The following is a 13,756-nucleotide window of genomic DNA, read 5'->3' on the forward strand; positions in this document are numbered from 1 at the left end:
TTTTCTTCGATTCGACCCGCCGGGGATGACGTTCGATCCAACCGAGCAGACGGTGGACGAAATTTTCTGTATCCGAAAATTATTCGTCCGTCGAGATGTCGTCCCGACCGGGGGTTCCTGACAGTGAACGTCGACCGGTCGTTCAGGCGGCCGCGCCCACCGCGGCCGTCCCGGCCTGCGACCCTGCGTCGGAAGGCCGCGCCTCGTCGGCAAGCCGCTGCTCGAGATCGGTGAGGATCTCCGCAGCGCGGGGCAGGTCCGACGCGTCGCGTTCCCCGATCCGGGTGATGCTCTGCCCCGTGTAGAAGAGCCCGGCCTCGGTGTCGCCGTGCACCGCCGCCTCGAGCAGCGCGTCGGTGATGCAGAAGCTCTCCTTGAAGCCGGACGCGCGGGCCTTGCAGAGCCCCTCGCCCAGGCACTGGATGCAGGCGCCCCGCCGCCCGCGGTAGCCGTCCTTGCCGAACCACCAGAGCTTGGAGCGCGGCGGCACGGCCTCGCCGCGGGCGAGGCGCTCGGTGAACGCGTTGCGCACCGCGCGCGCCTTCATCCCCTTCACGCAGCTCGTGATGATCACCACGTCGTCCTCGCGCTTCGCGAGGTGCATCTGCTTGAAGGCGGGGTGGACGTCGCCGTCCGAGCAGGCGAGGAAGCGGGTCGCCATCTGCACGCCGGCGGCGCCGGCCGCGAGGAAGCGCGACACGTCCGCGGCGTCCACGCCGCCGGCCGCGATCACCGGGAGCGACGTCGCCGCGATCACCTCGTCCACCAGCATGGGCAGCGGGTGGCCGATGTCGCCGATGTGGCCGCCCGCCTCGGCGCCCTCCGCCACCACGAAGTCCGCGCCCCACTTCTCGTACATGGCCGCGAGCCGGCCGGAGGAGACGATGCCGCAGAACGGCACGCCGCCCTCGCGGCACCAGCGCACGATCTCGCGCGAGATGCCGGCGCCCTGCACGAGGAACGACACCTTCTCCTCGATCGACACGCGCGCGAGCGCCTCGAAGTCGTCCTTGTTGATGGCCGCCATCAGGTTCACGCCCACGAAGCCGCCCGGCGCCTCGGCCCGCGCGCGGCGGATCTCGCCGCGGAGCTGCTCCGGCGTCTTCAGCACCGCCGAGATGGTGCCGACGCCGACCAGCCGCGCGCCGCGGTGGCGCGCCACCTTGCCGGCGAGGCCGTCGGAGGCGTGGATGCCCATGCCGCCCTGCACCAGCAGGCGCTTCCCGGCGCGCACCAGCGCCTCGATCGCCGCGCGGTCGAGGCGAGGGAACGGCGCGGGGGTCTCCTCGGGGTGAACGGGGGTCGCGTCGGCGGTCATGTCGGCTCCACCGCGCCCGGAGGGAGGAGGGCGCGAAGGAGCCGGAAGCTACGCCCGCCGTGTCACGCGCATGTCACCGCTCCGCCGACGCGGCGCGCCGGCGCGGTGCGGCTCGGACGCTCCGTATCGCCGATTGGTGAATCGGTCGCCCGGGGCGCACCCGCCGGTCGCGCCCCGGGCGCGGTGCCACCGGATCACGCACCGCGGCGAACTGGGGTACGCTCGGCGCGCCGCGCCATGACCGCCCCCAGCCCCGCCCCGATCGTCGTCGCCGTGGACATGGGCTACGGCCACCTCCGCGCCGCCACCGCGCTCGCCGACGCGCTCGGCACCGAGGTGCTGAAGGTCGATCGTGCCCCGGTGGCCGGGCCGGACGAGGAGCGGCTCTGGCAGCGCGTGCGCCGGGGGTACGAGGCCATCTCGCGGCTCTCGCAGGTGCCGGGCGTCGGGCGACCGCTCGGCTGGATGCTCGACTCCATCACCGACATCCCGCGCCTCCACCCGCGCCGCGACCTCTCCGCGCCGACCCGCGGCGTGCGCGCGCTGGAGCGGCTGGCGCGGGGCGACCTGGGCGCGGGCCTGGTGGCGCGGCTCCGCGACGAGGGCGCGCCGCTCCTCACCACGTTCTACTCGCCGGCCATCATCGCGGACCGGGCCGGCGTCGAGCGGGTGTACTGCGTCGCCACCGACACCGACCTGAACCGCATCTGGGCGCCGCTCGAGCCCGCCCGCACCCGCATCCAGTACCTCGTCCCCACCCGCCGCGCGGCGCGCCGGCTGCTCGCGTACGGGGTGCCGGCGAACCGCATCACCTTCACCGGCTTCCCGCTCCCGGACGCGCTGCTGGGCGGGCCGTCGCTGCCGGCGCTGAGGCGCAACCTGGCCGCGCGCCTGGTGCGCCTCGATCCCACCGGCGAGTTCCGCCGCTCCATGCCCGAGGAGCTGGCGGTGTTCCTGGGCGCGCTGCCGCGCGAGGAGGAGGGCAGGCCGGCGCAGCTCACGTTCGCGGTGGGCGGCGCGGGGGCGCAGGCCGCCATGGCCGACGCGTTCCTGCCCGGCCTCCGCCCCGCGCTCGAGTCGGGCGCGATGCGCCTCGCGCTCGTGGCCGGAACGCGCCCGGAGGTGGAGGCGCGCTTCCGCGAGGCGGTGCGGCGCGCGGGGGTGGAGCCGCTCCTCGGCGGCGCGGTGGAGATCCTGCGCGCGCCCTCGTTCGGCGAGTACTACGCGCGCTTCAACGCGCTCCTCGCGCGCACCGACGTGCTCTGGACCAAGCCCTCCGAGCTCACGTTCTACGGCGCGCTGGGCCTGCCGCTCGTGCTCGCGCCGCCGGTGGGCGTCCACGAGCGCTACAACCGCCGCTGGGCCCGCGAGAGCGGCGCCGGCCTGAAGCAGCGCGACGCGCGCTTCGCGGCGGAGTGGCTGTCGGACTGGCTCGCCGACGGGCTGCTCGCGGCGGCCGCCTGGGCGGGCTACCTGCACCTGCCGAAGTTCGGGCTGTACCGAGTGCTCGAGGCCGTGGGGCGGGCGCCGACGGCGAACATCGCGCCGTGAGCTTTCCCGCGGGGCTGCGCCCCGCCCCACGGAGCAGAGCTCCGCGGGGCCCCACCCTGCTGCGCGGGACCCGTGACCTCGCGCGCCCGCGTTCGCGGGCACGCACGAGGTCCCCGCGGGCGCGGCCTTGCCGCGCGCGGGGCTGCGCCCCGCCCCACGGAGCGGCGCCCTGGCGGCTCGCGACGCCCGCGCTGCATACCCTTGCGGGATCGCCGTTCCGGGGCGAGGATGCGCCCGCGATGCTGGCGGTCTTCTCGTTCGTCTACTGGATCTTCTTCGTCCTCACGCTGCCGTTCCTGTTCGCGGTGGCGCTCGTCCTGTACGTGCTCACCGCGCCGTTCGACCGGCGCCGCGTGGTGCTCCAGCTCTGGTCGTGCGCGTGGGCATCGTTCTACGTGGTGGTGAACCCGCTCTGGCGCGCGCGCGTGGTCGGCCGCGAGAAGCTGCCCTGGAACGGCGCGGCGGTGCTGGTCGCGAACCACCTCTCCATGCTCGACATCCTGGTGCTGTACGGGCTGTTCCGGCCGTTCAAGTGGGTGTCGAAGGCCGAGCTGTTCCGGGTGCCGTTCGTGGGCTGGAACATGTGGCTCAACGACTGCGTGCCGGTCTGGCGCGGCGACCGCGAGTCGGTGCGGCGCATGATGGCGCACTGCCGGGCGCACCTCGCGCGCGGCGCGCCGGTGATGATCTTCCCCGAGGGCACGCGCTCGCAGGACGGCCGGCTGCAGGCGTTCAAGGACGGCGCGTTCCGGCTGGCGGTGGACGCGAACGTGCCGGTCATCCCCATCGCCGTCAGCGGCACGTCCGAGGCGCTGCCCAAGCACGGCCTGGTGCTCCGCCAGCGCATGCGCGCCGAGGTGCGCGTGCTCGATCCGATCCATCCGTCCGCGTTCGACGGCCCGGCCGCGCTCCGCGAGGCGGTCCGCGACGCCATCGCCGCCGCGCTGCCGCCGGAGCATCGGCCGGATCCCTGACGGGGCTGCGCCCCGCCCCACGGAGCGGAGCTCCGCGGGGCCCCACCTTGCTCGCCGGGGCCCTTGCGCGGCCGCGGGCGGTTTCGCCGCGCGCGCGGCAGCGCCCCGGCGGGCTCGCTGCGCTCGCGGGCATTCACGGGTCGTCATCCACCGCCAGGCCGCCCGCCCGGCCCGCCCCCCGCGCAGGCGGTGCCCGCGCGCGATCCCGGCTGCATGTTGCCGGGATGATCACGCACACGTACGAGGTGGCCGGCGGGGTGGGCGCGCGCACGCCCGGCGCGATCGGGCCGGACGAGCTCGACGGCCGCGCGGACTGGGTCGAGATCCCGGCGCGCGGCGAGGGCGAGCTGATGGAGCGGCTCGAGGCGCGGCTCGGCTCCGAGGCGCGGACGCGCAAGGTGCTGCTGGCGGTGCTCGCCCCGGTGCGCGGCGCGCTCGAGGGCCCTGCGCTCGCGGCGATCCTCGCGCACCTGCCGCACCGCTTCGCGCGCGAGCTCCGCGAGGCGGAGTGGAACCTCGACGCCCCGGTGCGCGAGGCGGCCACCGGCGCCGAGTACCTGGGCGAGGTCTCTCGGCTGCTGCAGCGCCCGCCCCGGCACGCGGCCGCGTACGTGCTCGCGGTGCTCGCGGCGGCGCACGAGGTGATGGGCCCGGCCGCCCGCGAGGTGGCGGGCCAGCTCCCGCCCGATCTCGCCGACCTGTGGCGCGGGGTCAGGGAGCCGGGCTCTGCGATCGCGGAAGCCGAGCCGTGATCACCGTCTCGCCGTCGGAGGCAATCGAGATCTCTCCCCCGTGGCCGCGCACGATCTCGCGCGAGATGTAGAGCCCGAGCCCCAGGCCCGAGCCCTTGCGGCTCTTCTCGTCCGGCGGGCGCGAGAACGGCTCGAACAGGTGCTCGAGCACCTCGGGAGGCACCGGCGGTCCGGTGTTGCGCACCCGGAGCACGCACGCGTCCGGCTCGCCCACCAGCTCCACCCGCACCGGCGAGGCGGGGTCGCCATGGTCCACCGCGTTCGAGACCAGGTTCGAGATCACCTGCTCCAGGCGATCCGGGTCCCAGCTGCCCGACACGTCGCCCCGGACCTCGACCGTGATCTCGCGGCCCGGGTTCACCGCGCCGAGCTCGTCCACCGGGCGGCGCGCGATCTCGTCCAGCCGCGCCGGGCGGCGGTCGATGGGCATGCCGTTGCCGAGCCGGGTGCGGGTGTACGAGAGCAGGTCGGCGATGATCCGCGCCATGCGCCCCGCCGAGCTGCGCATCCGCTCGATGGCGCGCGCCTGCCAGCCCTCCAGGCCGCCGCGCTTCTGCAGGAGCGCGGCGGACATGTGCACGGCGCCGAGCGGGTTGCGCAGGTCGTGCCCGACGATGCCGAGGATGTAGTCCACCGCCCGCCGGCGCGAGTCCACCTCCGCGAGCGCGCGCCGCGCCGCCTCCTCGGCCGACTCGTGCGCGCGGCGCAGCCGCCCGCGCTCCAGCGCCAGCCCGGCGCGGTCCGCCGCCACGCGGAGCAGCGCCAGCGCCTCGGGATCGAACCCGCCCTCGCCGCGCGTGCCCATCACCAGCAGCGCGCCGCCGCCGGCAGGCGCGGCCGCGCCGGCGCGCGCGCCGGCCGCGAGCGGCCAGCCGGGATCGTGGCGCACCCAGGGTGCACCCGCCGCGAGCCCGGCGCCGCCGTCGGCGGGCGGGGGCGGGCGGCCGTCGCCCCCGACCTCGGCCGCGATCGCGAGCCGCCCCTCGTCGCCGGGCACGAGCAGCACCGCCGCGTGGACCGCGGGGACCGCGTCGGCGAGCGCCGAGAGGATCCGCCGCAGCGCGTGCTCCTCGGGCTCGATCGCGAGCAGCCGGTCGAGGGCGCGGAGCAGGTCCACCCGGCCCTGCGCCTGCGCCGCCTGGCCCGCCTCTTGACCGGGCGCGTCGTGCGGGGCCATGAGGGGCATCCTGGGGGCGGATCGCCCGGCGCGGAACCCCCCGGCACAGGCCGATCGGGGCAGCGCCGCCGGCGCCCCGCGTGCCATGGCGCGGAGGCCTCGACGCGGCCGGCCGGCGGCGGCCCCGCGCTTTACCGCGCAGGTCCGGGCGGCTATCGTGGCGGACCCCGGGGCGGCCGGGGGCCCCGCCGCGGCCCGCCCCGACCGTTCCGCACATGAGCCCGACGAGACCCATCGAGAAGGTGCTGGTCGCGAACCGCGGCGAGATCGCGGTGCGCGTCATGCGCACCTGCCGCGAGATGCGGATCCCCACCGTGGCGGTCTACTCCGAGGCGGACCGCGGCGCGCTCCACGTCCGCAAGGCCGACGAGGCGGTGTTCATCGGGCCCGCCCCGGCGCGCGAGAGCTACCTCTCGATCGAGCGCATCCTGGACGCCTGCCGGCGCACCGGCGCCGACGCGGTCCACCCCGGCTACGGCTTCCTCTCCGAGAACGCCGAGCTGGCCCGCGCGCTCGACCGCGCCGGGATCGCGCTGGTCGGCCCGCCCGCCGCGGCGATGGACGCGATGGGCGTGAAGACCACCGCCCGGCGCAACATGGCCGCCGCCGGCGTGCCGGTGGTGCCCGGCTCCGAGGAGCCGTTCGCCGAGGAGGCCGAGGCGCGCGCGTTCGCGGAGCGGATCGGCTTCCCGGTGATGATCAAGGCGGCGGCCGGCGGCGGCGGCAAGGGCATGAAGAAGTGCGACCGCGCCGAGGACTTCGCCGCGCTGTGGCAGTCGGCGCGGCGCGAGGCGACCGCCGCGTTCGGCGACGACCGGCTCTACCTCGAGAAGTTCCTGGAGAAGCCGCGCCACGTCGAGATCCAGATCTTCGCGGACCAGCACGGCAACTGCGTGTGGCTGGGCGAGCGCGAGTGCTCGGTGCAGCGGCGCCAGCAGAAGGTGATCGAGGAGACGCCGAGCGCGGTGCTCGACGACCGGCTGCGCGAGGCCATGGGCGAGGTGGCCGTCCGCGCCGCGCGCGCGGTGGGCTACGTGGGCGCCGGCACGGTCGAGCTGCTGGTGGACGCGCACCGCAACTTCTACTTCCTCGAGATGAACACCCGGCTCCAGGTGGAGCACCCGGTCACCGAGATGGTCACCGGGCTCGACCTGGTGCGGATGCAGCTCGAGGTGGCGCGCGGCGCGCCGATCCTGGCGCAGGAGCAGGTGCAGCGGCGCGGCCACGCCATCGAGGCGCGCGTCTACGCCGAGGACCCGGCCCGCGGGTTCCTCCCGCAGCCGGGCAAGATCACCTACCTGCGCGTGCCGGGCGGCCCGGGGATCCGCGACGACTCCGGCGTGTACGCGGGCTGGGTGGTGCCGCAGTGGTACGACCCGATGATCTCGAAGCTGGTCGCCTGGGCGCCGACCCGCGCGCAGGCCATCGACCGGCTCATCCGCGCGCTCGGCGAGTACGTGGTGCACGGGATCGGCACCAACCTGGGCTGGCTGGCGGCCGCGCTCGACCACCCCGAGTTCCGCTCCGGCGACTACGACACCGGTTTCTGCGCGCGGAACGCGAAGGCGCTCATCCGCCCGCCGGACCCGTCGCTGGAGCGGGTGGCGCTGATCGCGGCGGCGGTGGCCGCGTTCAAGCGCGAGCGCGACGCGGCCGAGGCGCACGCGGCCCGGGCCGGGCAGGGGGCGGCGCGCTCCGGCTGGGCGCGCGCCGGCCGGCTGCGGGCGCTGCGCGGGGGCGGGCGATGAAGACCTACGTGGCGCTGCTCGACGGGGGCAAGCGCGAGGTGACGCTCGGGGTGACGCGGCTCGCCACCGGGCAGTACGAGGTGCGCATCGGCGACGAGGTGCACCGGGTGGACGCGTACCCGCACGACTACGGGACGCTGTCGCTGCTGGTGGACACCCGCAGCTACTCGGCCATGCTCGACGAGCGCGGGGCGAAGGTGCACGTGCAGGTGGACGGCTCGGTGTTCCCGCTCGAGCTGCTCGACGAGCGGAAGCTGCGCATGCGCCGAGCCTCGCCGCGCGCGAGCGTGGAGGGCCGGCGGGCGGTGACCGCGCCCATGCCGGGGCGGGTGGTGAAGGTGCTGGTCTCGCCGGGCGACGCGGTGCGGGCCGGCCAGCCGCTGGTGGTCGTCGAGGCGATGAAGATGGAGAACGAGATGAGGAGCCCGAAGGACGGCAAGGTGGTCGAGGTTCGCGTCGTCGAGGGCCAGGCGGTCGAGGGCAGCGCGTTGCTCTGCGCGGTGGAGTAGCGGCGCCGCGCCTCCCACTCCCAACCGGCGCCCCCCGTGACGGGCGCGCCGTGCTCCACCCACGGTGAACACATGGCGGACGAGAAGAAGCAGCGGTGGCTCGAGGGCACCTACGCGAAGGCGGTGAAGAAGGGGCCCGAGCGGCGCCCGCGCTTCGAGACGAGCAGCGGCATCCGGGAGGAGCCGGTGTACGGCGCGGCCGACGTGCGCCCCGGCCTCGACGAGCGGCTGGGCCTGCCCGGCGAGTACCCGTTCACCCGCGGCGTGCAGCCCACCATGTACCGCGGCCGCTTCTGGACCATGCGGCAGTACGCCGGGTTCGGCACCGCCGAGGAGTCGAACAAGCGCTACCGCTACCTGCTCGAGTCCGGCCAGACCGGCCTCTCGGTCGCGTTCGACCTGCCCACGCAGATGGGCCGCGACTCCGACCACCCCCGCGCGCGCGGCGAGGTGGGCAAGGTGGGCGTCGCCATCGACTCGATCCGCGACATGGAGGTGCTGTTCGACCGGATCCCGCTCGGCGAGGTCTCCACCTCGATGACCATCAACGCGACCGCCGGGATGCTGCTCGCGATGTACCAGGCGGTGGGCGAGAAGCAGGGGGCCGCGCCGGCGGTGCTGCAGGGCACCATCCAGAACGACATCCTGAAGGAGTACGCGGCGCGCGGGACGTACATCTACCCGCCGGAGCCGTCGCTGCGGATCATCACCGACATCTTCGCCTACACCGCGAAGGTGATGCCGCGCTGGAACCCCATCTCCATCTCCGGCTACCACATCCGCGAGGCCGGCTCGACCGCGGTGCAGGAGGTGGCGTTCACGCTCGCCGACGGCATCCAGTACGTGGACGCGGCCGTGAAGGCGGGCCTCGACGTGGACGCGTTCGCGGGCCGCCTCTCCTTCTTCTTCAACGCCCACAACGACCTGCTGGAGGAGGTGGCGAAGTTCCGCGCCGCGCGCCGGCTCTGGGCGCGCATCATGAAGGAGCGGTTCAAGGCGAAGGACCCGCGCTCGATGATGCTGCGGTTCCACACCCAGACCGCCGGCTCCATGCTCACCGCGCAGCAGCCGGACAACAACATCGTTCGCGTCACCATCCAGGCGCTGGCGGCGGTGCTGGGCGGCACGCAGTCGCTGCACACCAACTCGCGCGACGAGGCGCTCGGGCTGCCCACCGAGGACTCGGTGCGCATCGCGCTCCGCACCCAGCAGATCATCGCGAACGAGTCCGGCGTCGCCGACGTCATCGACCCGCTCGGCGGCAGCTGGGCCATCGAGGCCATGACGGACGAGATCGAGGGGCGCGCCCAGGAGTACATCCGGAAGATCGACGAGCTGGGCGGCATGGTCCACGCCATCTCGAAGGGCTACGTGCAGCGCGAGATCCAGGAGGCCGCCTACGCCTGGCAGCGCCAGGTCGAGGCGAAGGACCAGGTGGTCGTCGGCGTGAACGCGTTCCGGTCGGACGATCCGCCGGTGCCGGTGATGAAGGTCGATCCGGCGCTGGAGGCGCAGCAGGTGGAGCGGCTGAAGGCGCTCCGCGCCGCCCGCAGCGCCTCGGCCGCGCGCGGCGCGCTCGACGCGGTGCGGGCCGGCGCGCGCGGGACCGACAACCTCATGCCGCTCATCCTCGCCGCCGTGAAGGCCGAGTGCACGCTCGGGGAGATCTCCGACGCGCTGCGCGAGGTCTACGGCGAGTACCGGGAGACGGTGGTACTCTAGCGCGCGGTGAGCGACGCACCCCCGAAGCCCCCCGGCGAGACGCCTCCCCCGCGACCCCGGCCGGCGCCCCCGGCCGGCCCGCCGCGCCTGGAGCGCGTTCCGGACGGCTACCGCCCGCCGGTGATGCCGCGCGCGGTCGCCCCGGCGGCCGCGCGGCCGCCGCCCCCGCCGCCGCCCGCGCCGACCTACGGCCTGGCGGCGCGCGAGGTCGGCGCCGACGCGGCCATCGCGGCCGGGCTCGCGCACCAGGGCGCGCTCACCGCCGACTCCGCGCTGCGCCTGTACGGGCTCGCCGCCGCCACGCGCGCGAGCGGCCGGCTCACGCTCGCGCCCGCGGGCCGCTCCTACGCGCTCGTGTTCCGCCGCGGCGCGGTGGAGCACGCCGCGTCCTCCGACCCCACCGACGATCTGGGCCGCTTCCTGCTGCGCAAGGGCGTGCTCCGGCCCGAGCAGCTCGTGCAGGCCGAGGCGGCCCGCGCCGCCGCCGGCGGCGACCTCGCCGCGGCGCTGGTGGGGGCGCGCCTCGTCCCGCCCGGCGACGTGGCCGCGCTGCTCGCCGAGCACGGGCTCGCGCTGGTGGCCCGTGCGCTCGCGGTCGAGGACGGCACCTGGGCCTGGGAGCCGGGGGTCGCGCCGCCGCCCTCCGGGTTCCCGCTGGGCCCGCCGTTCGCGGCGCTCTGCGCCGCCGTCCGCGCGCTCGAGCTCGCCGCGGTGAAGCGCCGGCTCGGCGACCGCGAGGAGCGCGCCGCCTCGCGGATGGCCGGCCGGGTCCGGATCGAGGACCTGCGCCTCACGCCGCAGGAGGCGCGCGCCGCGGCGCTGCTCGACGGCGAGCGGAGCCCGGCCGAGATCGCGGCGGCGAGCCCCGCCGACGCGGCGGCGGTGCTGCGGCTGTCGCTCCTGCTCGGGGAGCTCGACCTGCTCGCCTTCGGCGCCAGGAGAGGCCGCGCGCCCGCGAGCGGGCCCACGAGCGCGCCCACGCCCACGCCCACCCCCCGGCCGGCGCCGACGCCCGCGCCGACGCCCGTGCCCCGCGCCGCGCCCGCGGTGCCCGCGGCGGCCGCGCCCCGCCCCCCGGCGGCGTCTCACCCGCCGGCTCCGCCCGCCGCGGCCGCGCGCCCGCCCTCGGCCCCGGTGCGCCGCGCCACCGCGCTCGAGCCGGCCGCGCTGAAGGCCACGCTCGCCTCGCTGGAGGGGTCCGATCACTTCCAGGTGCTGGGCGTGAAGCGCGACGCGCCCGCCGCGCAGGTGAAGGTCGCCTACTTCCAGCTCGCGAAGCTGTACCACCCCGACGCCATCCCCTCCGACGCGCCGGCGGACGTGCGGAAGCTCTGCGCCGACCTCTTCGCGCGGGTGAGCGCCGCCTGGGCCGAGCTCGGCGACGAGGCCCGCCGCGCGCAGTACCTCGAGGAGCTGCGGAGCGGCGGGGCGCCCGAGGTGGACGTGATGGGCATCCTCCAGGCCGAGAACCTGTTCCAGGCCGGGACCCAGCTCGTGAAGGCCCGCCGCTACGACGAGGCGCACGCGCGCTTCCTGGAGGCGCTCCAGCTCAACCCGGAGGAGCCGGAGTTCGGCATCTGGAAGGCCTGGTGCGACTTCCTCCGGGCAGACGACAAGAAGCGCCAGCAGGCGCAGAGCGCCGCCGCCATCGAGGCGGGCCTCAAGAAGAACCCCCGCTGCGCGCCGGGCTACCTGTTCCTCGGCCAGATGGCGAAGGTGCTCGGCGACCTCGCGATCGCCGAGCGCCACCTGCGCCGCGGGCTCGCCGCCGCGCCGGACAACGCGGACCTCGCCCGCGAGCTGAAGTACCTCCGCAAGTAGGACCCGACGACCATGCCCGCACCCACCAACCCGAAGAAGCGCGCCCTCATGCCGTCCTCCCCGCTGCGCCGCGCGCTGCGCGCCGCCGGTCACCACCTCTCGCCGGTGGTCCAGGTCGGCAAGGAGGGGCTCACCGAGGCGGTCCTCCGCCAGCTCGACGAGGCGCTCCTCGCGCACGAGCTGGTCAAGCTGAAGGTCGGCACCGAGAGCCCCGAGGACCGGCTCGAGATCGCGGACCGGCTGCTCGCGGAGGACGTCCAGGTCGCGCAGGTGCTGGGCCGGACCGTGCTCGCGTACCGCCGCCACCCGGAGCGGCCCCGCTACGAGCCGGCGCCCGCGGGCGCGCGGGCGGAGCGCCCGGAGCCGAAGCGCGCGGCCGCGAAGGGACGGCGCGCGCCGGTGAAGGAGAAGCGTGCGCCGGCGAGGGGACAGCGTGCGCCGGCGAGGGAGAGGCGCGCGCCGGCGAAGGGGCAGCGCCCCGCCGGGCGCCGGCCGGCCCCGCGCGCGAAGCGCACCAAGCGCTAGCGGACGGTCCGCGCGCGGCGCGCGCGGCTAGTGCAGCGCGCCGTCGCGCTCGGGCTGGTACGCCGGCGCCGGCGCGTCGTCCTCGTCCACGCGGCGGCGCAGCGCCTCCAGCTCCTCGGGCTCGGCGATGCCCTTGTCGAGCAGCAGGCTCTCCGCGATCTCCGTCTGCGTGACCGCGTGGCCCACGTCGGCCTCGGCGGCGTCCACGCGCTCGGCGAGGTCCTTCACCCGCGCGGTCAGGCCCGCCAGCTCGCCGACGAGCGCCTGCTCCAGGCGGCGGAACCGGATCCACGATGCGACGGCGAGGAGGAGGGCTGCGGCCGCGAGGAGCGCGAACATGGCGGCGCATGCTACGAGCCCCCGGGGGACGGGACAAGACGCCCGTGCGTGTTACGGCCGCGGTAGCGGGTCGCTGCTTGTCCAGTGGACGAAGGTCGGACATGCTCCCCGGTGGTGCGCCGGGTCAACATGACACGTGCCGTGAAGCGGCTGATCCGCGACCTGGCGCTCCGGGTGCCCGAGCTCGGCCACGTGCGCGCCTCGCGCGTGCTGGTGGTGGCCGGCGAGGCCCGGCGCAGCTCGCGGGCGACCATCCGGCCGGCGCACTTCGGCGCGACGCGCCGCCGCGCCGGGGAGGGCGGGGCGGTGAAGCCCCTGGTGCGCGTGAAGGGCCGGAAGATCCTGTATGTGGTGACGCTGCGGCCGCTGTGGTTCCTGGCCTCCACGCCCGAGGAGCGGATCGGCACGATCGTCCACGAGCTGTACCACGCGTCGAACCGCTTCGACGGCACCCTGCACCGCGGCCGCCGGCACTCGCGCTTCCCGCGCGCCCGCTACAACCGCAAGGTCCGCGCGCTGCTCCGCGCCTACCTGGCGCGCGCGCCGGAGGAGGTGGTCGCGCCGTTTGCCCACCAAGGAGTGGTGCGCGCGCGGATGTGGCTGGAGCGGCCCGGGTCCTTCCGCGACGGCGAGTACTCCGGGCGCCGGCTCTACACCGAGAAGCAGCTCTTCTACGGGCTGGTGCGCATGCGCTCGGGCGCGCGCCGCCGCGGTCCGTCGGCCGGCTAGCCGGGCGCGGGCGTCGTCTCCGGCGCCTCCGCGCCGCGCGCGTGCAGCGTCTCCCCGTGCGCGTCCATGGTCACCACCGCCGGGAAGTCCTCCACCTCGGCCAGCCAGATGGCCTCGGTGACGCCCAGCGCGTCGAGCCGGGCCACGTCCAGCACCCGGGTCACGTGGCGCGCCAGCGACACCGCCAGGCCGCCCGCCGCGTGCAGGTACACCGCGCCGTGCGCGCGGAGCGCCTCCAGCGTGCGCGGGCCCATGCCGCCCTTCCCGAGCACGCCCCGCAGCCCGTACCGCGCGATCACCTCCGCCTCCCACGCCTCCTGGCGCCCCGACGCGCTCGGCCCGGCCGCCACGAAGCGCCAGCCGCCGCCCGGCGCGCGCGCGACCACCGGGCCGCAGTGGTAGAGGACGGCGCCCTCGGTCCAGCGCCGCACCTGCGGGTCGTCGTGCGTCGCGAGGTAGCGGTGCGCCGCCTCGCGCCCGGTGACGATCCGGCCGCGGAGCAGCACCTCGTCGCCCGCGGCGAGCCCGCGCACGTCCTCCGGCAGGGCCGGCAGCGTGAGCGTCTTCGGCATCCGGGCTCCCTTCACGGTC

The 13,756-nt window shown here is 76.0% G+C and carries 13 protein-coding genes; 9 read left to right on the forward strand and 4 right to left on the reverse strand.

Annotated elements, in window-relative coordinates; genetic code table 11:
* Window positions 1-142 precede the first annotated feature (142 nt).
* Window positions 143-1,318, reverse strand: a complete 1,176-nt coding sequence (locus tag ANAEK_RS01300; RefSeq protein ID WP_012524340.1) for a nitronate monooxygenase family protein — start codon at window positions 1,316-1,318, stop codon at window positions 143-145.
* 237 nt (window positions 1,319-1,555) lie between these two features.
* Between ANAEK_RS01300 and ANAEK_RS01305 the strand changes: the two genes are divergently transcribed.
* From ANAEK_RS01305 to ANAEK_RS01315, 3 genes are all read left to right on the forward strand, one after another.
* Window positions 1,556-2,869, forward strand: a complete 1,314-nt coding sequence (locus ANAEK_RS01305; RefSeq protein WP_012524341.1) for a hypothetical protein — start codon at window positions 1,556-1,558, stop codon at window positions 2,867-2,869.
* A gap of 239 nt (window positions 2,870-3,108) precedes the next feature.
* Entirely contained in the window at window positions 3,109-3,843 is a 735-nt protein-coding gene (locus tag ANAEK_RS01310; RefSeq protein WP_012524342.1) for a lysophospholipid acyltransferase family protein, read from the forward strand.
* 224 nt (window positions 3,844-4,067) lie between these two features.
* Window positions 4,068-4,595 (forward strand): DUF2267 domain-containing protein, encoded by a 528-nt coding sequence (locus tag ANAEK_RS01315; RefSeq protein WP_012524343.1) that lies wholly within the window; start codon window positions 4,068-4,070, stop codon window positions 4,593-4,595.
* Here the strand turns inward: ANAEK_RS01315 and ANAEK_RS01320 are convergent.
* Window positions 4,555-5,772 carry a sensor histidine kinase KdpD gene (locus tag ANAEK_RS01320; RefSeq protein WP_012524344.1) on the reverse strand — a complete coding sequence of 406 codons (1,218 nt, stop codon included), beginning with the start codon at window positions 5,770-5,772 and terminating at the stop codon, window positions 4,555-4,557. The genes ANAEK_RS01315 and ANAEK_RS01320 overlap by 41 nt on opposite strands.
* A gap of 215 nt (window positions 5,773-5,987) precedes the next feature.
* Between ANAEK_RS01320 and ANAEK_RS01325 the strand changes: the two genes are divergently transcribed.
* The 5 genes from ANAEK_RS01325 (at window position 5,988) to ANAEK_RS01345 (ending at window position 12,097) form a co-directional block, all read left to right on the forward strand.
* The gene (locus tag ANAEK_RS01325) at window positions 5,988-7,520 is read left to right on the forward strand and encodes an acetyl/propionyl/methylcrotonyl-CoA carboxylase subunit alpha (protein ID WP_012524345.1); all 1,533 of its coding nucleotides are present in this window, start codon (window positions 5,988-5,990) and stop codon (window positions 7,518-7,520) included.
* Window positions 7,517-8,029, forward strand: a complete 513-nt coding sequence (locus tag ANAEK_RS23580; protein WP_012524346.1) for an acetyl-CoA carboxylase biotin carboxyl carrier protein subunit — start codon at window positions 7,517-7,519, stop codon at window positions 8,027-8,029. Before ANAEK_RS01325 ends, ANAEK_RS23580 begins: the two co-directional genes overlap by 4 nt.
* Before the next feature lie 72 nt (window positions 8,030-8,101).
* Complete coding sequence (locus ANAEK_RS01335) at window positions 8,102-9,751, forward strand: methylmalonyl-CoA mutase (protein WP_012524347.1); 1,650 nt, start codon at window positions 8,102-8,104, stop codon at window positions 9,749-9,751.
* A 6-nt stretch (window positions 9,752-9,757) separates the two neighbouring features.
* Window positions 9,758-11,572 (forward strand): J domain-containing protein, encoded by a 1,815-nt coding sequence (locus ANAEK_RS01340; RefSeq protein WP_041454007.1) that lies wholly within the window; start codon window positions 9,758-9,760, stop codon window positions 11,570-11,572.
* Window positions 11,573-11,584: 12 nt separating this feature from the next.
* Window positions 11,585-12,097 (forward strand): YhbY family RNA-binding protein, encoded by a 513-nt coding sequence (locus tag ANAEK_RS01345; RefSeq protein WP_012524349.1) that lies wholly within the window; start codon window positions 11,585-11,587, stop codon window positions 12,095-12,097.
* 27 nt (window positions 12,098-12,124) lie between these two features.
* Here ANAEK_RS01345 and ANAEK_RS01350 read toward each other — a convergent pair whose 3' ends face one another.
* Complete coding sequence (locus tag ANAEK_RS01350; RefSeq protein WP_012524350.1) at window positions 12,125-12,436, reverse strand: hypothetical protein; 312 nt, start codon at window positions 12,434-12,436, stop codon at window positions 12,125-12,127.
* A 129-nt stretch (window positions 12,437-12,565) separates the two neighbouring features.
* On the opposite strand from ANAEK_RS01350, the gene ANAEK_RS01355 reads away from it, so the two are divergent.
* Complete coding sequence (locus ANAEK_RS01355; protein WP_012524351.1) at window positions 12,566-13,165, forward strand: hypothetical protein; 600 nt, start codon at window positions 12,566-12,568, stop codon at window positions 13,163-13,165.
* On the opposite strand, the gene ANAEK_RS01360 is transcribed toward ANAEK_RS01355, so the two are convergent.
* On the reverse strand, window positions 13,162-13,737 hold the full coding sequence (locus ANAEK_RS01360) for a fumarate hydratase C-terminal domain-containing protein (RefSeq protein ID WP_012524352.1): 576 nt from the start codon (window positions 13,735-13,737) through the stop codon (window positions 13,162-13,164). The two genes, ANAEK_RS01355 and ANAEK_RS01360, sit on opposite strands and share 4 nt — an antisense overlap.
* Window positions 13,738-13,756 lie beyond the last annotated feature (19 nt).

It is taken from the genome of Anaeromyxobacter sp. K (genome assembly GCF_000020805.1).
Lineage (GTDB): Bacteria > Myxococcota > Myxococcia > Myxococcales > Anaeromyxobacteraceae > Anaeromyxobacter > Anaeromyxobacter dehalogenans.

Bases quoted from the DNA above. Each gene is read 5' to 3' on its own strand.
- ANAEK_RS23580 (WP_012524346.1), top strand. From the start codon at position 7,517: ATGAAGACCTACGTGGCGCTGCTCGACGGGGGCAAGCGCGAGGTGACG.
- ANAEK_RS01320 (WP_012524344.1), bottom strand. From the start codon at position 5,772: ATGGCCCCGCACGACGCGCCCGGTCAAGAGGCGGGCCAGGCGGCGCAG.
- ANAEK_RS01325 (WP_012524345.1), top strand. From the start codon at position 5,988: ATGAGCCCGACGAGACCCATCGAGAAGGTGCTGGTCGCGAACCGCGGC.
- ANAEK_RS01345 (WP_012524349.1), top strand. From the start codon at position 11,585: ATGCCCGCACCCACCAACCCGAAGAAGCGCGCCCTCATGCCGTCCTCC.
- ANAEK_RS01305 (WP_012524341.1), top strand. From the start codon at position 1,556: ATGACCGCCCCCAGCCCCGCCCCGATCGTCGTCGCCGTGGACATGGGC.
- ANAEK_RS01355 (WP_012524351.1), top strand. From the start codon at position 12,566: ATGACACGTGCCGTGAAGCGGCTGATCCGCGACCTGGCGCTCCGGGTG.
- ANAEK_RS01335 (WP_012524347.1), top strand. From the start codon at position 8,102: ATGGCGGACGAGAAGAAGCAGCGGTGGCTCGAGGGCACCTACGCGAAG.
- ANAEK_RS01350 (WP_012524350.1), bottom strand. From the start codon at position 12,436: ATGTTCGCGCTCCTCGCGGCCGCAGCCCTCCTCCTCGCCGTCGCATCG.
- ANAEK_RS01315 (WP_012524343.1), top strand. From the start codon at position 4,068: ATGATCACGCACACGTACGAGGTGGCCGGCGGGGTGGGCGCGCGCACG.
- ANAEK_RS01310 (WP_012524342.1), top strand. From the start codon at position 3,109: ATGCTGGCGGTCTTCTCGTTCGTCTACTGGATCTTCTTCGTCCTCACG.
- ANAEK_RS01300 (WP_012524340.1), bottom strand. From the start codon at position 1,318: ATGACCGCCGACGCGACCCCCGTTCACCCCGAGGAGACCCCCGCGCCG.
- ANAEK_RS01360 (WP_012524352.1), bottom strand. From the start codon at position 13,737: ATGCCGAAGACGCTCACGCTGCCGGCCCTGCCGGAGGACGTGCGCGGG.